Raw genomic sequence first — 22,152 nt, 5'->3', positions numbered from 1 at the left:
GATGGTTGCTCCGTTGTCATGTCCGCATTATTGCCGCGTCCGCCCGTGGCGAAAAGGCATCCGCCCGCAAGGAGCCGTTGCGTCAGGTGGAAAGATGGGCTGGAGATCAAGGTGCGCTTGCGCTCTCGATCGCAAGCGGCGAAGTGCTGCACGACCAGGCGCTCAAAGGCTGCGGCCTTGTATTCAAGGCGCTGCAGGACGTAGAAGATGATTTGCGCGTGGGCAGACTGATCGAGCGCCTTGCGCCCTGTCACTGCGATGAAATCGAGCTATATGCGGTGTTGGCGAATCGACGGCATGAGTCACCGCGAGTGCGGGTCTTACTGGATTTTTTTCTTGATTTTGTACAAGAGACGCCCGGCGAGAAAAGCTCTGCGTGAAGCGCTCGACCGCAAGGCTCGGCTGCAGGACAAGTGCGATTTACACTTCAGCCTGAGCGTTTTCTCAGAACATCAGCTGGACGCGAGGGGCATCCAGGGGTCGTTGCCGGTCGCCGGATACATAAGCGAAACCTGTTTGCTCACGCGAACGATTTCATGGATGTTATCCCTGAAATTCGGGCTCTTTTCGTAGCTGATAAAGCCAGCGTCCGCAACGGCGGACAAGGTCAGCAGCGCAAAAGCAATGCGCTCGACGATCATAAAGCGGCGGGACATTTCCAAAGTTCCTTGAGTCTTTCACTTTGGGAATTATAAGGGTTTTCACCTACTTTTCGCCAGCCTAAATTAGGCATCGGTGACGGAAAACGACACAGTCAGCCGCATTGCTTAGGAAAATATTGCCTCTTTTCATCACATGAAAAGCCGGCCTTGATTTCGTCGCTGTATTGTCATTGTCTTCGTTGCTGCATTGCCGTTGAACAGGATCAGGAAGGAGTATTTACCGCTTATGGCAGTCGAAGCCGGGCACAGCGCCATGGCGCAATTCCCGCCGGGGGGCTTGAAAACGGAGCGTGTCGTGCTGCGTCCGGCGACCAGTCAATACACCGGCGCACTGCTGATCTACCGGCTCGCTAATCGCGCGCACCTCGACCACTGGGAGCCGTTGCGCGAAGACGCTTTCTTCACCATGCAAGCCGCAAATGAACGCATGGCGTTAATGGAAACCGCGATGGCTGCCGGCACGGCGCTGCATCTGCTGATTTTCTCGAATGAACGGCGCCAGACGCTGATTGGCGACTGCCACTTCACGAACATCGTGCGGGGGCCGTTTCAGGCGTGCCATCTCGGTTATTCCATCGATCAGCATTACGAGGGACGCGGGCTGATGCGCGAGGCGCTTGCCGCGGCGCTGGGTTTTATCTTCGATGCCTACGGGCTACATCGCGTCATGGCGAGTTATCGGCCGGAGAACGATCGCAGCGCGCGTCTGCTGGCGCGGCTTGGATTCGAGCATGAAGGGCTGGCCAAGGCGTATCTCAAGATCGACGGGCAATGGGCGGATCACGTGCTGACCTCGCTGGTGAACCCGAAAGATTGAGCGGGGAAAGGCGGTAGAGCAAATCACCGCCGGATTATGCGTTTAGCCAGTTTTCAACCTTAACCCCAGGATAGTGCGCGAAGTCGCGTTCGTTGTTGGTAACCAGAGTTACGCCTAACGCACAGGCATGCGCCGCGATCAGCTTGTCGAGATGATCTTTTTTCCGTTCGCGTGTGGCTTCCCGGACAGGGCCGTAGGCGGTCGCTGCTGCAGCGTCGAACGGCATCACTCGAATGTCCTGTGTCAGCGCCGCAAGATTGCGCTTTTCGCGCTTTGGATTAGCTGAAACCGCCACGCCGTATTCGAGTTCGGCAAACGTGATAGCAGACATGACCACGTCGCCGAAATAACATTTTGCAAAACGACGAGCAACTTGCTCGGGTTGGTTCTTCATCAGATAAATGCAAATATTGGTGTCGAGCATATAAAGCGGCATTACAAATCCTCGCGGTCCGTCTGCTCGTGTTCATCACGACCGTCTACTGTGAAATCCGGCCCGAATTTCGCAAAGGTTTTCAGCACGCCCGCCAGAGATCGACGTATCGGCCGAATCCTCAATTCGTCACCGACACGTTCGATATCAACCTCCATGTCCATACGGTCGAAGGCTAGTTCTGCTGGAATGCGCACGGCCTGCGAATTTCCATTGCGGAAAACTTTGGTAGTGGGCATAACGGGCATCCTTGTGTGTACATTGGATGTACTATAGACGCAAAAGCCTTCAATGTAAATACACGTGTGTACAACATCTCCTCAGGTTTATACTTCCCCCGACACCCGCACCAGCACCTTGCCGAAATTACGGCCATCGATCATGTCGAGGAACGCCTGCGGCGCGTTCTCCAAGCCAATGGCGACATCTTCCAGATGCTTCACCTGACCCGCACGCAAAAAACCGCCGACATCGCGCAGGAAAGCGTCCCGGTAGTCAGGCAAAAACTCATAGTTGATATAACCGCGCACCGTCAGGCTGCGCGTAAGAATCGCGCGCATGGTCGCAGCGAGTCCATCGTCGGCATCCGCATTTTTACCCGACGTCTGCGCCATCAATCCGCAGACCGGAACGCGGCCGTACTGGTTGAGCAAAGGCAACACAACCTTCCACACCGCGCCGCCAATGTTCTCGAAATAGACGTCGATACCTTTGGGACACGCGTTCGCCAATTGATCTGCGAAGTCGGACGCGCGATGGTCAATGGCGGCATCGAAGCCAAGTTCGTCCACCACGTAAGCGCACTTCTTCGCACCGCCGGCAATGCCCACCACCCGCGCTCCGGCGATCCTGGCGAGCTGACCGACAAGTGAGCCCACGGGGCCGCTCGCCGCACCGACCACGACCGTCTCGCCTTGCTTCGGTTTACCGATCGCCGCCATGCCGGAATAAGCCGTAAAGCCCGGCATGCCGAGCACACCCAGATAAGCGCGCGTGGTAATACCGTCTGCGGAAAGCGGGCTCAGGTCGCGGGCGTTGGCCACCGTGTGGCTGACCCAACCCGCGTTCACGAGCACCTGGGCGCCGGCCGGCAGTGCTGTGTTGTTCGATTCGATTACCGTCGCCACGCTCTCGCCGGGCATCGGCTCACCGATCTGCGCGGGTTTCGCGTAGGAACGTGCGTCGTTCATGCGGCCACGCATGTACGGATCGAGCGACAGATAGTCGACGCGCAACAAGACCTGCCCTTCCCCAGGCACAGGCATGGGCACGTCTTCAAGGCGAAAATCAGAAAGCGCGGCGCGGCCGCCGGTGGGACGCGAGGCCAACACGATTTGTCGAGCGGTGGCTGAGGTCATGCGGTTTCTCCAGGATTCATCGTGGGGAAACTGAGCATATACGCGCTTGCGAAATCGCGCTTTGCCGCCCGGTCAGACGCGGGTGATTCGTTTGATTCGCTTAATTCGCTGACTCCGGCGACGCGATGAAGGCATCGATTTCCGCCGTATCCGGCGACGTCGCAGGCCCGTAGCGCGTCACGGCAACCGCCGCCGCGGCGTTCGCGCGACGCGCCGCCGTTCGTGCGTCGGCGCCGGTCGCAAGCGCGGCCAGGAACACGCCGGCGTGAGCATCGCCGGCACCGTTGCTGTCGACTGCTTTTACCGCGAAACCCGGCACATGGTCGCTTGTTTCACCCACGCGCAGATGACAACCCGATGCGCTATCGCGCACGATGGCAAGCGCCCCGGTTCTTAATCGCGCGATGATCGAGTCGAACGCGGCGTCGAAGTTATCGCTATTGGCGAAACGCAACGCTTCCACACGGTTGCTCGTCCAGATCGATACAACGGCCAGCATGCGCGCGAGCAACGTTGCGTCGATAGCATCGACAAGCGGTCCCGGATCGAAAGCCACGCGCGTTCCGGAAGGCAGATGTTCTAGCCAGTCGACAAGCACCGCCCCCTTCTCCGGAAGCATCAGGCTATACCCGCTTACATAGACAATGTCTTGCGCGTTCAGCGAGAGCGCGTCAAGCACGTGCCGCTCGAGCACACCTTCCGCGCCGATGTACGAGACGAACGTGCGCTCGGCCGAGGCATCGACAATGGCGACGCACAAACCGGTGTCCTGGTCCGCCACCTCCGGCCCCGCTATCTCCACGCCTTCCTGCGTCAACGTCTCGCGCACCATGTCGCCGAAACGCCCATGCCCATGACCGCCTGGATACACCACGCGCATGCCGCTGCGCCGTGCCGCCGCCATCACGTTGAAACCGCCGCCTACCTGGAAGCTTGCGTTGTGTGCGAGCGCATCGCCGCCGGGCAGGGGCAACGTATCGATCTGCATGACCAGGTCGACGATCACCTGCCCCGTATGAATCAATCTTGCAGGCTGCTGTGAGTCTCTTTGCGTCATGCTGTCTTCCAACGTTTAGCCGTACCGCGCGCGCCGCCCAATATTGCATACACGCCCGCTGCCGCGACGAACGTCACGATCCATCCAAGGCCATTGTGTCCCAGCCAGGAGTCCGCGAATATGCCGTGGATAGCACCCGTGGAGAGGAAGCAAAACCCGAGTACGATCGCCAGCGCCCACGCGCCGAATGCGCGCCATTCAATACCGCCCTTGTACCAGTACGCGCTGCGCGGGGAGACATCGAGCAAGTCGGCCGGGGAATATTCCTGGCGATGCATCAGATCCACCACGAAGATACCGACCCACGCCGTGATAGGCACCGCAAGCAGCGAAATGAAACCGATGAACGGACCGTAGAAGCTCCCGGCAATCAGCATGAAGTAGATCGAGCCCGTGAAAATCACCACGACGTCGACCACCACCGCCTGCACCCGCTTCACCTTCAGGCCAAGCGTGAGTGTCGTCAAACCAGCCGAATAGACGGACAGGTAGTTGGACAGCAACAAACCGCCGAACGCCGTGATCAGGTACGGAATAGCCATCCACGTGGGCAGCATTTCGCGGATCGCGGCGATCGGGTCCGTGGCCGACGCGAGATGATCGTTGCCAACGGAGAGCAGCGCCCCCAGGGTGACGAGAAGAATCAGCGGAATGCCCGCGCCAAACGCGGCGGATGCGACCAGCGCCGGACCCTTGACCGTAGGCGCCTGATAACGCGACATGTCGGCGCCTGCGTTGGCCCAGCCAATCCCCGTCCCCGCTGCGATCGTGCCAATGCCGATAATGACGGCGCTCAACGGCGCAGGCGCCGCGTTGAAAACAGCATGCCAGTCGATCTTCATCACGAGAAAACCGGCTACCAGCAGGTTGAGCACGCCGAAGACATAGGTGGACCATTTCTGGATCACGAGCAGCGTAGCGTGGCCGAGCCCCGACACTATCAACGTCAGCACCACGAACACGGCGATGAACACCAGCGTCAGGACCGGCGCATTCCTGGCTTCCGCGGGCGTGCCGAACACAATGGTGGCGAGCGACAGCAGCACGTACGCAGCCGTGGTCGTGTTGACGGTCTCCCAGCCGAGCCGCGACAACAGCGAGACGATGGTCGGCCCAATGTTGCCGCGCACGCCGAAGATCGCACGTGACAACGTGAGACTCGGCGCATGCCCACGCCGCCCGGCGATCGAGATCACGCCGACGATCGCGAACGATCCCGCCGCGCCAATCACCGCGACAAGCGCCGCCTGCCAGAACGCAAGATGCTGGAAAGCCACCAGCGTTGCGCCGAGCGGCAATCCGAGGATACTGATGTTGGCGGCGAACCAGACCCAGAAAAGCTGCAGCGGATGCCCATGACATTCGCCTTCCGGTACAGGTTCGATACCACGCGTCTCGACTCGGCGAGCGCTGTTTGACGTGCGTGACGAAGCCATCTGAGTCCGATCTCCAGATTAAAGGGTGCAGCAGGGTACTGCGGAAAATGCGTTAAGCGCGTCAGGAAGTTGCGGCGCGCAGTCCAAGCAAACGGTCGAGCAACGGCTCGAGATCGAGCGAATTCACGCGTCGGATGGTCTCGACGGGGCCGGCCGGCAGCGCGTCGTAACCCGCACACGCGCCGAGGATCGCGCCGAGCATGGCGGCGATCGTGTCGGTGTCCCCGCCCAGGCTTGCTGCAGCCCCCAGGGCGGCTTCAATCGAGCTGCCTCGACCATCCAGATCGAAAGCCAGCGCGAAGGTCGCCACGACCGATTCCTGCGATGCCACCGACGTACCGATCACGTCGTAGATCGTGTCCGCCACCTCGTGCCCGGCGCAGTTGCGCACCAGTTCGCGTGCATGGCGGATGCGCGGCGCAATGCGCCCGCCCGCGACCCAGAACCCGCGACTTTCGGCGGCCTCGGCCATGGCAATGCCGGCTTCCAGCGCTTCAATCAGGCTCGCGCCGTTCAATCCGGCCGATACCGCCGCCGCCACCGCCGCCGCGCTCGAAATCCCGAGCGTGGTGTTATGCGTCACGACACACGACTGCACGACGGCATCGATAAACACATCGCGGCGGCGCAGGTCGAATGCAATCCCGACCGGCGTCACCCGCATGGCCGCGCCGTTGGTCGTACCGAAACGGCCCGTGCGCAACGGGTCTTCACCGGCGGCAATGCGCTCGATTGCCTGTTTCGTCGAGGGTCCGAGCAAGTCGAGAGAACCCCGCGCCTTCATGGACGCCTCCCATTCGATCAACGCGTGCGCAAACGCCATTGGCTCGATCTTGCCGTGGCCATCGACGAGCAGATGCGCAACGAGGACCGCCTGTTCCGTGTCGTCGGTGATGGAGCCCGCCCGGAGACCCGGCGCGATTGGTTGATCCGGAAATGCGTTTTCCAGCTTGTCGATCCGTCCGAACTGCTCGACGATGCGCTCGCGGCTAAGTGACTGGGTCGGCATGCCGAACGCGTCGCCGAGTGCAAGACCGTAGAAGGCGCCGCGTGCGCGATCCGCCAGCGTGGGGTGATTCGAAAGCAAAGACGAAGACATCAGAATTCCAGGTGTAGTGCAAAAAAAGCCGGGTCCAGCAAGCTCACGACGTACTCGATAATCCGCTCCTCACGGTCCCGCGTGAGCCGCCGCGAACGCAGGAACGAGGTGCCGGCGCGCCGCTTGAGCAGGCGCGCATCGGCAGCTTCCAGGCCGACCACTTCGGCCCATTGCTCGCCGTGATGCGGCACCATGCCGTGCTCGATCAGCGTCCGGTTCAGCGAGCCGCCTACGAGCCCTTCCAGCGGCAACGCGGCAAGGTCGTCGCTGAACGGCAAGCGGCTGCGTTCAAGCGAAATGCATTGTGCTTCGGCGTCAGCGCCGATCACGCGCATCCGGTCGATCGCCACGAACGTCGTGCGCTCAAGCTTCAACTCTTGCGCAAGCGTCTCGTCTTCAACGAGCGCAATCTGCAGCAAACGGGTCTGCGCGTGACCACCCACTTTCTCTATGGCCGTGGTCCAGCCGAGCGTCCCGTCAATCGCCTTGCCGTTGAACGTCACAAACGAGCCAATACCACCCTTGCGCGTGATCAAGCCACCGCTGGTGAGCAGGTCGAGCCCCTTTCGAACCGTGTTACGGCTGACCGCAAAACGCTCGACCAGCTCGTTCTCGCTTTCCAGTTGCTGCCCGAACGGCAGACGGCCGGTGAGGATCTCCTGCTCGATCGTGGCGGCAACCATATGTGCCTTCGAGCGCCCGACCTCGGCGGTTTTTACTGCTCGTTTAACCATGCTGTGACTCCTGTGCCGATGAGAATTGGAAGGTCCAGTCTCTGCGAAAGCACAAGTATGCACATGTTTTGCGAAAAAGCGGCGCACGAAACCTCACTGAAAGCTTCGAGCGCCCGCACGGCCTCAATCCCGGTCGCTTGTTCCTTTTATGAACCTTTAAAAAGTACATGTAGGAACATGTACAGAATTTAAGGCGTCATATTGCTATGGTCAAGCGGGAATTGATGAGGGGAAACCCTTGGAGACGGGCCTACGGGCGAGCGTGTTGGTGAGGGAAGAGCCAATCACGAGTCTTCCCTTTTTCTCAGGACCGGGCTTTAGCGGGCGGGCGCCCCCTCTCACGCAAGTGTGCAACGCCCTCATGTATAGGGAAGGTATCTTGCGTTCCATCCCGAAACCGCAGCGACATCGTCTCGTCACGCTGGTCGCGTGCGCCCACCGTGATAAATACGGGGATCCGGTGTTCGCGTGCATCGACGATCTTTCGTTCAAGCCGTTCAGGCCTGTCGTCGAACACCGCCCTTAGTCCAGCGTCATCCAGCAGGTCCATCACGCGTTGTCCATAAGCCGCGCTGGCATCCGATACCGTTGCGACCGTCACCTGATCCGGCGCAAGCCACAGGGGCAGCCAACCTTCATGATGTTCAAGGAGCATGGCGATAAACCGTTCCATGCTGCCGAGGACCGCGTGATGAATCATCACCGGACGTACATGCTCGTTCGCGAACGAAACGAAGCTTGCATCAAGACGGTCCGGCAAGACGAAATCAAGCTGGATCGTCCCGCACTGCCAGCTACGGTCGCGGCTATCCGTGAGATGGAATTCAAGCTTCGGGCCATAGAAAGCCCCTTCCCCCGGACGTACATCGAACGTCAGGCCGGCGCAAGCCGCGGCCTTCGCTAGCGCATCTTCCGCGCGATCCCAGACGGCGTCATCGCCAGCTCGCTGCTCCGGACGCGTAGCCAGTTGTACGTGGAACGTCGAGAAACCAAGGTCGGCATAGACCACGCGAAGCAAGTCGCAAAACCGCCCTACCTCGGCTTCCACCTGATCTTCCGTGCAGAAGACATGAGCGTCGTCTTGCGTGAAAGCGCGCGTGCGTTTCAATCCCTCGAGCGATCCTGAAGGCTCGTCGCGATGGCACGCCCCAAACTCGCTGTAGCGGACCGGGAGGTCGCGATAAGAACGAATCCGCTGATTGAAAATCTGCACATGACACGGACAACTCATGGATTTCAGGCAATAGGGCTGGCTTTCATGAGCCTCGTCATGGGCTTCATCCTGCCTGCCGTTCACCGAGTACATGCCGGCCTGAAATTTATCCCAATGCCCGCTGCGCTCCCAAAGCGAACGCGCCAGCAATTGCGGCGTACGCACTTCGCGAAACCCCGCACCCCGCATTCGACGCCGGATGTAATCCTCCACCACGCGATAAAGCTCCCACCCGCGCGGATGCCAGAACACCATTCCAGGTCCTTCGTCCTGCTGATGAAACAGGTCCAGCTTGTTACCCAACTGCCGATGATCGATATTGTCCACAATGCTCTCCGTTAAATTCAAGGGCCTTGACGGACAGGGAGCGCCGTAAACACAGAAGGCCCCGTCCGTTTCCGGCGGGGCCTTCTGAAAAACGCACCTCGATACCTTATCGCGCACGGCCTCCAGACGACCCGCCTGAGAAGGTGGTCGTGGTGGTCGCGGTGGTGAGGGCGAAGAAATGTGAGTTCATGCAGCAAACAATAAAGGGCTTTAGGGCTCGCCGTCAATATCGATATTGAAAAACAGTGAATTGCCCAAGGGAAGCGAACCCGGACGTTTCAGTACTGCCATTCGCGCGAGCGTGCATCGCCTGGGTGACCCCGTGATATTTGCAGGGTACATTGTGCCAGGTGCTCCCAATATGCTGATTTTCGGATGATCGGCGGTGCGCCCAGAGATGCATTGAAGATCAACAATAAACCAGGAAGCGACCATGAACCGCCACGTCTTTGCATCCCTGCTCTTGGGACTGTTGTCTTCAGCCGCGATCGCGCAGGAGTCGCAGCAACTGTCGGCGGACGAACTTCGTGCGCGCATCACCGGCTCCACGATGGAGTTCAAGTCAAAAATCGATACTCCGGTTCGATGGACCAACAACCCGAACGGAACAACGCGGATACGCGTCACGCACGATCGGGGTAAAGGAATGAGCCACGATGGGTTGGCTCCCGGGACCTGGTCCCTCTCTACGGATGGCACTTACTGCTTAACGGAGAACTGGGACGTGGTGCACGGCGGTCCCCAGCATTGGTGCGCTCCGGTTATTGTCGGGTCTGATGGCAGCATGTCCCTTCGGCATGGGCAGGCCATGATAGAGATCCACCAATGAAGGTGCGTGACCCGAGACCCGCGGTCTGCCGCACAACACTCGACTCACACGGATAGCGGATCAGCCTACCGGGATCGCAGCCGTCGCGATCCGTGCAACTGTCTCAAGATGCCGGGAATCCGGCCGCTCTCCAATGATCGCAAGCCGCCAGTAAAGTGCCGAGACCGTGAAGTCGCCCGGCCTGGTCGATTAGCCGCCGAATGTCTTCACCGGCACCCAGCCGCCTTTTTCAACCTTGAACAGCGTGGTTTTCGGGTTCTTCAAATCGCCGAACTCGTTAAATTCGACCGTGCCCAGCACACCCTGGAAGGACAGCTTGGCAATTGCGGGGCCGAACACCTTCGGGTCGGTGGAGTCGGCCGCCTTGATGGCATTCACGATGACCCAGATGTCGTTATACGCAAACGGCGCAAAGCCGATTGGGTCAGTCCCGTACTTGCTACGGAAGCGTGAGAGGAACGCCTTGCCTTGCGGGAGTTGATCCAGCATGACGCCCTGCTCAAAGGCGTACATGCCTTCAGAAGCATCGCCGGCGCGGGAGATGAAATTCTTGTTGACATAGGTCGCCCCGGCCAGCAGCGCCCCCCGGTAGTCCAGCTGGCGGGCTTGCTTGACGACCAGCGCGCCTTCGCCACCCAGGCACGCGATAAACACAAGGTCCGCGTTCTGCGCACGGATATGGGTGAGGATCGCCTTGAAATCGGTGGCTTGGTCGTTGGTGTATTCGCGGTCTATGACCTCAGCGCCCTGTGCTTTGACGGCTGCTTCGAATTCGTCGGCAAGACCCGAGCCGTAGGCGGTACGATCATCGATGATGGCGATGCGCTTGGCGTGGAGCGTCTGAACCGAATACTCCGCCGCCGCACCGGCAACCGTGTTGTCGGTGCCGTAGGGGCGAAACATAAGCTTGAAACCCTGGTGAGTGATGCCCGGATTGGACGCCGCCGGAATGACCTGCGGAATCCCGCCTCGGTTGTACACCGGGGACGCCGCCAGCGTGGTGCCCGAATTGAAGTGCCCGACCACGGCCGAGACGTTCGCATCCACGAACCGTTGTGCGACTTGCACCGCCATCTTAGGATCAGCCTGGTCGTCCTGGGAATCGAGCGTGAGTTGCAACGGCTTGCCATTGACCACGATGTTGGCGGCATTGGCCTCATCGACAGCCAGACGTGCGCCCATTTCCAGATCCTTGCCGAAGTTCGCGGATGCACCCGTCAAAGGACCGGCGAAGCCGATCTGAACCGGGCTGTTTTGGGCGAGCACGGTGTTTGCGACCACTGCGAAGCCCAGCATTGTCAGAGCCCGCAGCGCCATTCGCAAAGCCGAGTCTAGTCTTGCCATTTTTTAACTCCTTTTCAGGTTGCGTGCGGGTGACACTGCGTTACATGACATGTGTTATCCAAGGGAATGTAGCACGGCCATTAACAAGCAAAAAAGATTGATAGCATCACTAAATTAAGCGTGTGTCGATCTGCCATTCGAACGGCGTGGAGCGGCGTGCAGAGGACCGTTTGTCCTGAGAGGTAATCCGAATTTTTAAGTGGATCGCCGGCGGAAGTGCGATATGCCTCATCCGGCATCTGGCCGGCCGGACTCGAACTGGATCGTTTCCATCACCTCTTGGCAGTGAGGGCGCCGAGATGTTGCTGCGTGAGCGAAGTCACGCTATGGAAATCAGTCTAGGGACGACAAAAATAGGTGGATAGCGATTTATATTTGCCCTCAGCAACAATAAAAATGATCACCCGCGGATTGAAACCCCTCCGGCTTCGCGTCAAGCCATCAAAGTATGCAATACGTCGTCGAGCGTGCTGACCAGGAGATCGGCGTGTTCCGATCCGAATACAAGCGGAGGACGAATTTTCAGGATATTCGCATGTTCGCCGGTGGTGCTGCACAACACCTGGCGCTCGCGCAACGCGTTGACAACACGCGACGCTTCACGCGTAGCGGGGGATTTACCTGATCGATCAAGAACAAGTTCCACGCCAATAAAAAAGCCCGCTCCGCGTACATCGCCAATCACGGCATGACGATGCTTCAGCTCGAGCAGTTTCGAGCGCAGATACGCACCGACCCGCTGCGCGTTGTCGACCAGTTGCTCGTCGCGCACGACATCGAGTACCGCAAGCCCCGCAGCCGCTGAAACCGGATTGCCGCCAAACGTATTGAAGTATCGCGATTCACGCCCGAAGCGTTCGAGCAATTCGGGCTTCGCCACGATGCCCGCCAACGGATGTCCGTTGCCCATCGGCTTGCCCATCGACACAATGTCCGGCAAGACGCCGTGGCGCATGAAACCCCACATTGCGTCGCCGGTGCGGCCCAGGCCAGCCTGCACTTCATCGGCGATAAAAATACCGCCCTCCTCGCGAACTGCCGCGACAGCGGGCTTGAGAAAACCAGCGGGATGCGTGTGGACGCCGTCGCTCGACAACACGGTATCGACGAGCAGCGCCGCCGGGCGGATGCCTGCCGCACGCATATCGGCGGCGGCATCGCGCACGGCCGCGGCAAGCGCCGCACCGATATCGCCAGGGGCATCGCGATAAGTATCCGGCGCACGCACCGTCCGCACGTTCGGGCCGCGTTGAACGTAGTGACCCAGCGACGGCGACGCCTGGGAAATCGCCACCGTGACACCGTGATAGGCGAAGTTCGTCACGATCAAACCCGTGCCGCCCGTGTAGTTGCACGCTATCCGATACGCGAGGTCGTTCGCCTCGCTGCCGGTACAGGTCCACATCGCATGGCCCGGCTCGCCCGGAAACGTGGCAAGCACGCGCTCGGTGTAATCGAGCACGGTTTCATGCAGATACCGCGTATGCGTATTGAGCGTCGATGCCTGCCGGCTGATCGCCTCGACCACCCGTGGGTGGCAATGCCCAACCGATGCCACGTTGTTATACGCATCGAGGTAACGTTTTCCGTCTGCGTCATACAGCCACACGCCGTCGCCGCGAACGAAGTGCACGGGTTCGTCGTAGAACAGCCGGTACGCGGGTCCAAGCAGACGGCGGCGGCGTTCGATCATCTGGGTCAAGGTGGACATAAGGTTCAACGCGTCAATGCGGCGGGTTGCGTGCAGGCACGGCGCAACGCGGCGAGCACGTCGTGGCGTGACGCGCGGTCACATTCGGAGAGGCGGTGCCACGACACCGCGTTGTTGCGCAAGATGTACTTCGCATTCTCCGGATAGAGCGCGGCCCGCCACCCGCTGATGGTCACGATCATCACGAGCCGCGCGACGATCAGATCGAACAGCACCTCTGTTTCGATCGCTTTCAGCGGCGACACCTCGTCATACGCGGAGACGAATTCAAGTACGTTGGTCAACAGCGCGCCGCCCGTGCCCAACTGATAACTGGCCGCGACTGCAACGTCGATGATCCTCGGTGCGCTGACCATGTCGCCGAAGTCGAGAATGCCGGTGATCTGTTCATGATTGCCGGGCGCGACCAGCACATTGTGGATGTTCAGGTCGTTATGAATGGCCTGTGGCGCAAGCGTTCCCAGGATAGGCAACGCATGCTCGCGAAAGCGATCCAGATGCCGCTCGGCAAGCGCTCGTTGCACGGGATCGTGAAGATGCACCGTCAATTCCGTCAAATCCTGCGCGTGCTGCAAATCCCACGGCAGCTTCACCGGTTGCGCCGGATAGACAAAGTCACGCAACGCCAGACCCAATCGCGCAAGCGTCGCGCCCAGACCGCGCACTTGCGCTGCGGACACGTCAGCTTCGGGCAGCGGCAAACCGGGCAGATAGCTGAACATGCGCACAATGCGCAGCGCCTGCGCCGGTTGCGCGTGAACATACATGCGGTCACCGTCGAGGGTCGGCACCACGCGCTGCACGGGCAACCCGGGCGCGACCCTCTCTATGTGCTCGAGCGCCTGCGCCTGAAAATCGGCGATGCTGATCTGCTCTGCCGGGTGCGAAAACTTGATGACGTATTCGCGGCCGTCATCGCGGCGAACATGGAAGTTCCGGTCACGCTCACCTGCCAGCGGCGTAACCGACGCGGTCATCCCGAACTGCCGGATAGCGATATCCTGTGCGACGGCCGCGTCGATGGCGGGAGAGGGTTGGCTCAGGACGTCGTGAATACTCATGGATGACAAGGGCTTCTTTTTAGTTCGGTGCGAGGTTCAGTGCGAGGTCAATAAAGCTTCATGCCGCCGATTCAAATCCCGCCAAGGCACTGGCGAGGTTGTTGCCCAGGGCATCGGAGAGATATCCGCCCTCCTGCACGATCACGGTCGGCAAGCCCAGGCTCGCAATTTCCGCCATGATTCGATGGAAGCCTTCGGTCGTGATTGCGAGGCCCTTGTACGGGTCCATCTCGTAGGCGTCGAGCCCGAGGGCGATCACGAGCGCGCCGGGCTCGAACGCCCGGATCTGCGCCAGCGTTTCGCGCAACACGTCGAGATAGGGGTCCACGCGCATGCCACGCGGCAACGGACAATTGATGTTGTGGCCGGCGCCGGCGCCAGAACCGGTTTCATGCGCGTAGCCCGTAAAAAACGGCGTCATATAGCGCGGATCGGCATGCAGCGATACCGTCAGGATATCTGATCGTTCGTAAAAAATCCCTTGCGTGCCGTTGCCGTGATGCACGTCGATATCGAGCACGGCCACACTGGCGTGTTGACGCCGCAGATGCTGCGCGGCAATCGCCGTGTTGTTCAGATAACAGAAGCCGTTCGCCCGCTCCACATACGCGTGATGGCCGGGTGGGCGGCACAGCGCATAGACTGCCCGCTCGCCCGCCATCACCAGCTCGGCGGCGTGCGTAGCGCAATGCGCCGCACCAGTCGCCGCTTCCCAGGTGGCGGGACCGACCGCGCACGCCATGTCTCCAAGATGGAAGCCGACCTGCCCCACGAGATGCTCGGGATACGTGCAGGGCTCGCCGGGGAACGGATGAATGTTGGGAACGACTTCATCGGGCGATGCGTCGTCGAGTTCGGACCAGCGGTCGAACACGGTTTCGAGAAAGTGCAAATAACGTGCGGAATGCACGGCGGCGCGCGGCGCGGCGCCGAAATCACCGGCGGGAACGACCACATGGCCGTCACGCTCCGCCGCATTGAGCAAGGTCGTTGCACGCTCCGGCTGCTCGTTGCTCCGGCGGATCTGCCCTCGCACCACGAAGAACTGCGGGTCGTGCCCGAGGTGACTTTCGCTGTAGATGACCTTCATCGACATTTCCCTTGGCTATGAGGAAAGACTCAGAAAAGACTCGACCGACGGCCAATAGGATCATGCTAATAAATATGATGCAACATATTTTAATCGGTGCGTTGAGGCTATTCGACCGCCGAACGCCTCTCAGTCGTCGAAGATCGTGAAGCTCTTGATACAGGCAAGCATGGCCTCGCCACCTTCCAGGATGTCTTCACGAATCGCGCGGCGGGCGCCGTCGCTGTCGCGGTCGCGCAGGGCCCGCAGAACGCTTTCGTGATGGCCGACGCGCGAGCGATCGGAGAATGCTTCGTACGATGCCGCAATCAACGGCGCCACCCGCACCCACAACTGGTCGATGAGTTCTTCGAGCGTCGGCATGCCGGCGGCCTTGGCCAGCCCGAGGTGAAAGCGCTGGTTATAAAGCAATGCGGTGACCAGGTCCCCGTCTTCAATGGCTTTCTTGTTCAGCTCCACGAGATTTTCGAGTTCAGCAAGCGCCGCCGGGCTGACTGCGCGTGCGGCGGCTGCCGCGGCAAGTCCTTCAAGTTCGACACGGATCGCACGGATCTCCAGATACCGTTCAACGGACAGGACGGGAACGCGGATATCGCGCGGCGAACGCAGCACCAGCGCGCCTTCGCTCGCCAACTGGAGAATGGCGTCGCGGGCAGGCGTAACGCTCGTACCCAGCTGCTCCGCCAGTTCGCGGATACGCAATCTGGCGTCCGGCTTGAAACGTCCTGTCGCTAGCGATTCACGCAACGTTCCATACACCGATGCCCCGAGATTGGAGCGCAGGACGTCTTCTATGGGATATTTCACAGGACTCCGGATTACATCTAAAGAATGTATATGATGCATTATATCATTCGACATTCGCATGTTCGCCCGGGTAATCCATAGAGGGCGTTCAATACCCGTGTCGAGGATCGATCTGGCCGGACGGTATTCGCCCCGCACAGACGTGCCGGTAGTTATCGAGTGTCTGGCGTGCAATGGTCGCGGGCGACGTGCGGCTCGCTATGTGCGGCGTCACCAGGATCTGCTGATGCCGCCAGAACGGATGCGTTTGCGGCAAGGGTTCAACGGCCGTGGTATCGAGCGTGGCGCCTGACAGATGACCGCTCGCCAGGGCATCGAGCAGATCGCGCTCGACCAGATGCGCGCCCCGCCCCACGTTGATCACATGCGCGCCCGGCGGCAGCTGCCTGAACGTTTCGCGTCCAAGAAAACCCGTGGTTTCTTCGGTCAGCGGCAACAGGCAGACGAGCGTATCCGTCCGGGCAAGGAAGTCTTCGAGTCCCGCCTTGCCATGAAAGTGCGTCACGCCAGGCAGCGGGTCCGTCTTCGGTTGCCTGCTCCAGCCCTGAACGCGGTAACCGATCGCAACCAGCGCACGCGCGACCGCCGTGCCCAGCCGGCCGAGTCCTGCAATCCCCACGCAATGCCCGCTCGGTGACTCTATTGCCTCTTCCTGCCACACGCCGGCGGCGCTGTGCGCGCAATACGCCGGGAACCGCCGTTGCCGGTTGATGACCGCCCAACACACATAAGCAGTCATGCCGGCCGTCATGTCGGGATCGACGATCCGGCACACGGGCTTCGGCGGCAACGTGCTGTCTTTCAGGATGTGATCGACACCTGCGCCAATCGATTGAATCAGCCGAAGATTCGGCATCGATGCCAGCAAGCCCTGCGGCGGCGCCCAGCACACGGCGAGCTCGATCTTGTCGCGTTCACCGAGTACGTCCGTTATCCGCACGTCGATGCCCGGTGCGATAGTCTCGAACGCAGGCATCAGGAAGCGCATGTCGATCACGCCGCTGACGAGAGCAACGCACGGCGGTTTCATCGGCCGCCCCCGGCAGTGTTTGTGTCAACGTTCACAGCAGCATTCACGTCGGCGGTCGGACGCCGTGCGATCAGCGACGAGAAATCCGGCACAGCCTCGATCAGCTTCTTCGTGTACTCGTCGCGCGGCGCGCGGATGATCTGTGCGGCAGTTCCGTACTCGACCATCACGCCCTTCTTCATCACCGCGATGTGATCGCACATCTGCGCGGCGACGCGCAAATCGTGCGTGATGAACAACATACTCAGGTTGAAACGCTCGCGGACCATGGCGAACAGTTCGAGCACTTGCGCCTGCACGGAGACATCGAGCGCGGACACGGGCTCATCGGCGATTAGCAGGTCCGGCCGCACCGCCAGTGCGCGGGCAATCCCGATCCGCTGCCGCTGCCCACCCGAAAACTCGTGCGGATACCGCTCGGCAGCCTCAGGTTGCAACCCGACGAGACTCAACAGTTCTTCTGCCCGCTTGTACGCCTCCTTCAGCGACACACCTTGAGCGAGCGGCCCGGACATGATCGATGCCCCGATCCTGTGACGCGGATTCAGCGACGCCTGCGGGTCCTGGAACACCATCTGGATACGCCCGCGCGTCTGCGTGCCCCGCTCGCCGCGCAGCGCCACGTTACGGCCGTTGAACAAGATGCGCCCGGAGTCAATCGGCTGCAAACCGGCGATACACCGCCCGACACTCGACTTTCCGGAACCGGATTCGCCGACCAGCCCGAGCGTTTCGCCGCGCCGGATCTTGAAGTTGATGTCGTGGACGGCATCGACGCGGCGAGCCTTGCTGAACAGGCCGCCACCGGTGCGATAGGTTTTCATCAGCGACTGCGCCTCGATCACGACCGGCGCATCCGCTGCACGCACGGACGCCGCCGCGTTGCCGTGCGGAATGGCCGCGATCAACTGACGCGTGTACGGATGGCTCGGCGCGCCCAGCACGTCCCGCGCCGGGCCGCTTTCAACGCTCCGGCCATGCTGCAGGACGAGGACGTCATCGGCAATCTTCGCCACCACGCCGAAATCGTGGGTGATGAACATCACCGCCATGCGCTTGCGCGTCTGCAGCTTGCGGATCAGGTCGAGAATCAGCGCCTGCGTGGTGGCGTCGAGCGCGGTCGTCGGTTCATCGGCGATCAGCAGCGCCGGCTCCAGGATCAGCGCCGCCGCAATCATCACGCGCTGGCGCTGGCCGCCCGAGAGGCGAAAAGGATAGGCGTCGGCGATCGATTCCGGCTCGGGCAGCTCAACGTCCCGCAACGCCGCGATCACTCTCTCCCGCTTTTGCGCCGACGACAGCCCCGGCAACAGCGACGCATGCGCGTCGAGCACTTCGGCAATCTGCTCGCCGACGCGCATGACGGGATTGAGCGCGGACATCGGATCCTGAAAAATCATGCCGATCCGGCTGCCGCGCAGCGCCCGCAAGCCCGCTTCGTTACGCAGCAGCAGGTCTTCGCCCTCGAACAGGATGGCGCCCGCAACCGGTTCAACATGCGGACGCGGCAGCAATCCCATCACGGCATTGGCGATCATGGACTTGCCGGAACCGCTTTCCCCGACAACGCACAGCGTCTTGCCTGCCTCGATCTTCAAATCGATCCCTTCCACGGCGAGCACCCGGTCCGCGCCTGCGGGGAGTTTGATCGCGAGACCGCGGATCTCCAGGACAGGTGTGCTCATGCGCGCCTCCTGCCGTCGATCCGCATGTTCAGGCCGTCGCTCAGCCCTTCGCCAATGAGGTTCAGCGCGAGCACGGTCAGCAGGATGGCGACGCCGGGAAACAGGCTGACCCACCACGCTTCGCGCAGCGACGTACGTCCCGCGCCGATCATGTAGCCCCAGCTCATGACGTTCGGATCCCCAAGGCCCATGAAGCTCAGGCTCGATTCAAGCAGGATGGCCGTGGCGACCATGAGCGAGCCCATCACGATGATCGGGGCGGCTGCGTTCGGCAGGATCTGCGTGAACATGATGCGCAGGTTCGACTCGCCGCCGAGCTTCGCCGCGTGCACGAAGTCGCGGTTGCGCAGCGTCAGGAACTCGCCGCGCACGAGTCGCGCTATCGGCGGCCAGGAAACCACGGCGATTGCGATCACGATCGACACCACCGACGGCTGGAAGATCGCGACCAGCACGATCGCCATCGCGAAACTGGGGACCGCCTGGAACAGTTCGGTGAAACGCATCAGCGCGTTGTCGACCCAGCCGCCGTAGAAACCAGCGAACGCGCCAATGCCCGTGCCGAACACGACGCCGGCCAGTGTCGATACCAGCCCGATCAGCAACGAAACACGCGCACCGTAGGCCAGGTCCGACCAGATATCGCGGCCCATCGTATCGGTGCCGAACCAGAAGCCGGGCGCGCCGAGCGGCGGCAGGAACGGCCGCTGCACCATGTCCCAGGGGCTGTACGGTGCGATCACCGGCGCGAGCGCGGCAAGCACGACGATCGTCACGAGGAAGACGAGGCCCGCAACCGCGCCCTTGTTGCGACCGAATTTGCGCCAGAAGGTCGTGTTCATTTCAGTTCGATCCGCGGATCGACCAGCGTGTAAAGCAGGTCGGTGACGACGTTGAAAGCCACGGCCAGCGCCGCAGTCACAAGGAAGGTGCCGAGCAGGAGGTTGTAATCGCGCTGCACGAGGGCGTCGAACATCAGGCGGCCTATGCCCGGCCACGCGAACACTGTTTCGATCAGCACTGCGCCGCCGACCATCGCGCCCGCCTGGATGCCGGCCAGCGTGATGACGGGCAGCAGCGCGTTACGCAGGATGTGCCGGCGCAGTATGCGGCCCGGCGTCAGGCCTTTCGCGCGCGCCGTCTTGATGAAGTCCATCTGCGCGACTTCGAGCATCGACGTGCGTGTCATGCGGGCATAGACGGCCATGTAGAACACGGCGAGCACGGTGGCCGGGAGCACCAGGTGTTTGACGATATCGATAAAGCGAGCCATGCCCGCATAACCGCTCCCCACCGTTTCGTATCCGAAGCCGGGCAGCCAGTCGAGCTTGACCGAGAACAGCAGCACCGCCATCAACGCGAGCCAGAAGAGCGGCGTCGCGTAGAAGATCATCGAAAACGTGGTGACGAGACTGTCCATCCACGTGCCCGCTTTCGCACTCGACCATGCCCCCAGCGTCACCCCGAAGGTGAGCGCCGCGACGAAGGCGGTCAGCGTGAGGATCAGCGTCGCGGGCAATCTCTCCGCGATCAGCGACGCGACCGGACGCTGCTGCCGGTACGACTCGCCGAGATCGAGCCGCGCTACATGACCGACATAGGTCAGCAATTGCACGGGCAGCGGCTTGTCGAGTCCGAAGCGCTCACGCAACTGAGCGACGAAAATTGGGTCGGATGCACCTGCCTCGCCCGCCATGACGGACGCCGGATCACCAGGCGCGGCGCGGATCAGCATGAAGTTGACCACGGCGATCACCAGCAGGATGCAGACAGCCTGAAAGACACGCCGCATCAGGTATTCGAGTCGTTTCATGGCGCTTCAGTGGTAACGGTCCGAGCGAAAATCACGCGATGGTGATGCGGGCAAGACTGTCGTTCAGGCCGATTGCGGAGTTGATGACGTTGTTCAGCTTGCGCCGGTACAACGTCGGAAACTGAAGTTCCAGCAGCCACGCGATAGGTACATCAGCGGTGATGATTTTCTGCACCTCGGCGTAGATCTGAGCGCGTTTCGCCGGATCGGCTTCGAGCGCACCCTGATCGAACAACGCGTCGACCTTGGGGTTGCTATAACCTTCGACGTTGTTCCAGGCGCTGCCTTTTTCGATCGACCTGGTCATGTAATTGCGGCTGATGCCCAGCGCCGCGTCGCCGTACTGATAGAGATACGTGAACGCGAGGTCGTAGTCCCAGTTGGCGACTTTCTGGTTCCAGCCGGCGACATCGGTGGCGACCAGTTCCACCTTGATGCCTGCCTGCGTCAGGTTCTGGCGCACGATTTCCGCATAACGCTGCCAGGTTTCACCATAGGGCAGCGGCAGCAAACGCAAGGTCTCGCCTTTGTAACCGGCATCGGCGAGGAGCTTCTTCGCCTGGGCAACGTCGTGCGGATACAGCGTGACCGCGTCCGTGTGATAGCGGACCGTCGATCCGAACGGACCTGTCGCGACCTTGCCGAACCCCTGCCAGGCGATGTTGCGCATCTGCTCGCGATCCAGTGCATGCATGATCGCCTGGCGCATCTTCACGTCCTTGAGCAGCGCGTTGCGGTTGTTCAGCCAAAGGAACGAATACGGCCCGAAGAATTCCCAGCCCTTGGTGCTGACTTCGACGTTCGGCAGCGCCTTCAGGCGCGCGATATCGAAGTATTCAACGGTGCCTCCCGGCAGCACGTCGATCTTGCCGGACTCGAAGGCGGCGGAGCGTGACGCGGCGTCGGGAATCACATGGAAATAGACGTTTTCCACCGACGCAAGCCCCGGTTCGTGATACTGCGCGAAACGCTGGAGCTGGATGAACGAGCCCCGTTGCCACTTCGTGAACTGGTAGGGACCGGTTCCAATCGGCGTGTTGTTGGCGGGATTATTGGCGTAGTCAGTGCCGTCGTAGATGTGCTGCGGGATCATCGGCATGGTGCCGACTTCGAACAGGTTCATGAACGGGCCGAACGGCTTCGGCAAGCGGAACTCGACGGTGTGGTCATCGAGCGCCTTGATGCTGGAAACATATTGCAGCGATGCACGCAGCCGCGCATGCGTCTTGCGCAGGAATTTATCGACGCTGAAGACGACGTCGTTTGCCGTGAACGGCTTGCCGTCATGCCACAACACACCCTTCTTCAGGGTGAACGTGTACACGGTCGAATCCGGGCTGACGGTCCAGGACGTGGCGAGATTGGGTAGTGGCTCGAGTTTCTCGTCGTAGCGCAACAGGCCTTCGTAGATGTTCCCCGAAATCAGTTGCGTCGGTCCATTCTGGACCAGACCGATCATCAGCCCCGGCGGCTCAGGCTGCACGGCAATGTTCAGCGTGCCATTGGAGGCTGCCGCAGCCCATGAGGAGACCTGCATTCCCGGTCCCAGCCAGGTGGCGGTGGCAGCGCCGGCTAATAGAAACTCGCGTCGATTCATGGCTGTAGGCCTGTAGAAAATGCGTTCGAGGCAGTACCGCACGTATCGG

General features: G+C 61.0%; 22 protein-coding genes. 3 read left to right on the top strand and 19 right to left on the bottom strand.

Features of this window, described 5'->3' with window-relative positions:
* Positions 1-86 precede the first annotated feature (86 nt).
* A complete protein-coding gene (locus ABH944_RS27405) occupies positions 87-380 on the top strand; it encodes a LysR substrate-binding domain-containing protein (protein WP_404610499.1) in 294 nt (97 codons plus the stop codon).
* Between the two features lie 72 nt (positions 381-452).
* On the opposite strand, the gene ABH944_RS27400 is transcribed toward ABH944_RS27405, so the two are convergent.
* The gene (locus ABH944_RS27400) at positions 453-656 is read right to left on the bottom strand and encodes a hypothetical protein (protein ID WP_062085041.1); all 204 of its coding nucleotides are present in this window, start codon (positions 654-656) and stop codon (positions 453-455) included.
* A 232-nt stretch (positions 657-888) separates the two neighbouring features.
* Here ABH944_RS27400 and ABH944_RS27395 point away from each other — a divergent pair, with 232 nt between their 5' ends.
* Entirely contained in the window at positions 889-1,479 is a 591-nt protein-coding gene (locus ABH944_RS27395) for a GNAT family N-acetyltransferase (protein WP_404610410.1), read from the top strand.
* Between the two features lie 34 nt (positions 1,480-1,513).
* On the opposite strand, the gene ABH944_RS27390 is transcribed toward ABH944_RS27395, so the two are convergent.
* The 8 genes from ABH944_RS27390 to thrS all read right to left on the bottom strand — a co-directional run bounded on the left by ABH944_RS27390 (position 1,514) and on the right by thrS (position 9,136).
* Positions 1,514-1,915, bottom strand: a complete 402-nt coding sequence (locus tag ABH944_RS27390) for a type II toxin-antitoxin system VapC family toxin (protein WP_404610411.1) — start codon at positions 1,913-1,915, stop codon at positions 1,514-1,516.
* Complete coding sequence (locus ABH944_RS27385; protein ID WP_404610412.1) at positions 1,915-2,151, bottom strand: antitoxin; 237 nt, start codon at positions 2,149-2,151, stop codon at positions 1,915-1,917. Before ABH944_RS27385 ends, ABH944_RS27390 begins: the two co-directional genes overlap by 1 nt.
* 87 nt (positions 2,152-2,238) lie before the next feature.
* Positions 2,239-3,270 (bottom strand): NADP-dependent oxidoreductase, encoded by a 1,032-nt coding sequence (locus ABH944_RS27380; RefSeq protein ID WP_404610413.1) that lies wholly within the window; start codon positions 3,268-3,270, stop codon positions 2,239-2,241.
* A gap of 100 nt (positions 3,271-3,370) precedes the next feature.
* Complete coding sequence (locus ABH944_RS27375) at positions 3,371-4,327, bottom strand: PfkB family carbohydrate kinase (protein WP_404610414.1); 957 nt, start codon at positions 4,325-4,327, stop codon at positions 3,371-3,373.
* Positions 4,324-5,763, bottom strand: coding sequence for a purine-cytosine permease family protein (locus ABH944_RS27370; RefSeq protein WP_404610415.1), 1,440 nt, complete (start codon positions 5,761-5,763; stop codon positions 4,324-4,326). Before ABH944_RS27370 ends, ABH944_RS27375 begins: the two co-directional genes overlap by 4 nt.
* Positions 5,764-5,824: 61 nt before the next feature.
* The gene (locus ABH944_RS27365) at positions 5,825-6,862 is read right to left on the bottom strand and encodes an ADP-ribosylglycohydrolase family protein (protein ID WP_404610416.1); all 1,038 of its coding nucleotides are present in this window, start codon (positions 6,860-6,862) and stop codon (positions 5,825-5,827) included.
* Positions 6,862-7,596 (bottom strand): GntR family transcriptional regulator, encoded by a 735-nt coding sequence (locus ABH944_RS27360; RefSeq protein ID WP_404610417.1) that lies wholly within the window; start codon positions 7,594-7,596, stop codon positions 6,862-6,864. Before ABH944_RS27360 ends, ABH944_RS27365 begins: the two co-directional genes overlap by 1 nt.
* A gap of 304 nt (positions 7,597-7,900) precedes the next feature.
* Positions 7,901-9,136, bottom strand: a complete 1,236-nt coding sequence (gene thrS / locus ABH944_RS27355) for a threonine--tRNA ligase (protein ID WP_404610418.1) — start codon at positions 9,134-9,136, stop codon at positions 7,901-7,903.
* A gap of 433 nt (positions 9,137-9,569) precedes the next feature.
* Here thrS and ABH944_RS27350 point away from each other — a divergent pair, with 433 nt between their 5' ends.
* Complete coding sequence (locus ABH944_RS27350; RefSeq protein ID WP_404610419.1) at positions 9,570-9,965, top strand: hypothetical protein; 396 nt, start codon at positions 9,570-9,572, stop codon at positions 9,963-9,965.
* A gap of 189 nt (positions 9,966-10,154) precedes the next feature.
* On the opposite strand, the gene ABH944_RS27345 is transcribed toward ABH944_RS27350, so the two are convergent.
* From ABH944_RS27345 to ABH944_RS27300, 10 genes are all read right to left on the bottom strand, one after another.
* Positions 10,155-11,261 (bottom strand): branched-chain amino acid ABC transporter substrate-binding protein, encoded by a 1,107-nt coding sequence (locus tag ABH944_RS27345; protein WP_404659552.1) that lies wholly within the window; start codon positions 11,259-11,261, stop codon positions 10,155-10,157.
* A 481-nt stretch (positions 11,262-11,742) separates the two neighbouring features.
* Positions 11,743-13,020 carry an aspartate aminotransferase family protein gene (locus ABH944_RS27340; RefSeq protein ID WP_404610421.1) on the bottom strand — a complete coding sequence of 426 codons (1,278 nt, stop codon included), beginning with the start codon at positions 13,018-13,020 and terminating at the stop codon, positions 11,743-11,745.
* 5 nt (positions 13,021-13,025) lie between these two features.
* Positions 13,026-14,081, bottom strand: coding sequence for a phosphotransferase (locus ABH944_RS27335; protein WP_404610422.1), 1,056 nt, complete (start codon positions 14,079-14,081; stop codon positions 13,026-13,028).
* Between the two features lie 58 nt (positions 14,082-14,139).
* On the bottom strand, positions 14,140-15,171 hold the full coding sequence (locus tag ABH944_RS27330) for a histone deacetylase family protein (protein WP_404610423.1): 1,032 nt from the start codon (positions 15,169-15,171) through the stop codon (positions 14,140-14,142).
* 129 nt (positions 15,172-15,300) lie between these two features.
* A complete protein-coding gene (locus tag ABH944_RS27325) occupies positions 15,301-15,978 on the bottom strand; it encodes a GntR family transcriptional regulator (RefSeq protein ID WP_404610424.1) in 678 nt (225 codons plus the stop codon).
* A gap of 88 nt (positions 15,979-16,066) precedes the next feature.
* Positions 16,067-17,008, bottom strand: coding sequence for a 2-hydroxyacid dehydrogenase (locus tag ABH944_RS27320; RefSeq protein WP_404610425.1), 942 nt, complete (start codon positions 17,006-17,008; stop codon positions 16,067-16,069).
* Positions 17,005-18,693, bottom strand: a complete 1,689-nt coding sequence (locus ABH944_RS27315) for a dipeptide ABC transporter ATP-binding protein (RefSeq protein ID WP_404610426.1) — start codon at positions 18,691-18,693, stop codon at positions 17,005-17,007. Before ABH944_RS27315 ends, ABH944_RS27320 begins: the two co-directional genes overlap by 4 nt.
* Positions 18,690-19,535 carry an ABC transporter permease gene (locus ABH944_RS27310; RefSeq protein WP_404610427.1) on the bottom strand — a complete coding sequence of 282 codons (846 nt, stop codon included), beginning with the start codon at positions 19,533-19,535 and terminating at the stop codon, positions 18,690-18,692. Before ABH944_RS27310 ends, ABH944_RS27315 begins: the two co-directional genes overlap by 4 nt.
* Complete coding sequence (locus tag ABH944_RS27305) at positions 19,532-20,506, bottom strand: ABC transporter permease (RefSeq protein ID WP_097271799.1); 975 nt, start codon at positions 20,504-20,506, stop codon at positions 19,532-19,534. The genes ABH944_RS27310 and ABH944_RS27305 overlap by 4 nt, the downstream gene beginning before the upstream one ends.
* A gap of 31 nt (positions 20,507-20,537) precedes the next feature.
* Positions 20,538-22,103, bottom strand: a complete 1,566-nt coding sequence (locus ABH944_RS27300; protein ID WP_404610428.1) for an ABC transporter substrate-binding protein — start codon at positions 22,101-22,103, stop codon at positions 20,538-20,540.
* Positions 22,104-22,152 lie beyond the last annotated feature (49 nt).

This window comes from Caballeronia udeis, assembly GCF_044909315.1.
Taxonomy (GTDB): Bacteria; Pseudomonadota; Gammaproteobacteria; order Burkholderiales; family Burkholderiaceae; genus Caballeronia; species Caballeronia udeis_A.
The sequence above is the reverse complement of the archived record's forward strand: the minus strand, read 5'-3'. Positions and strand labels throughout refer to the sequence as shown.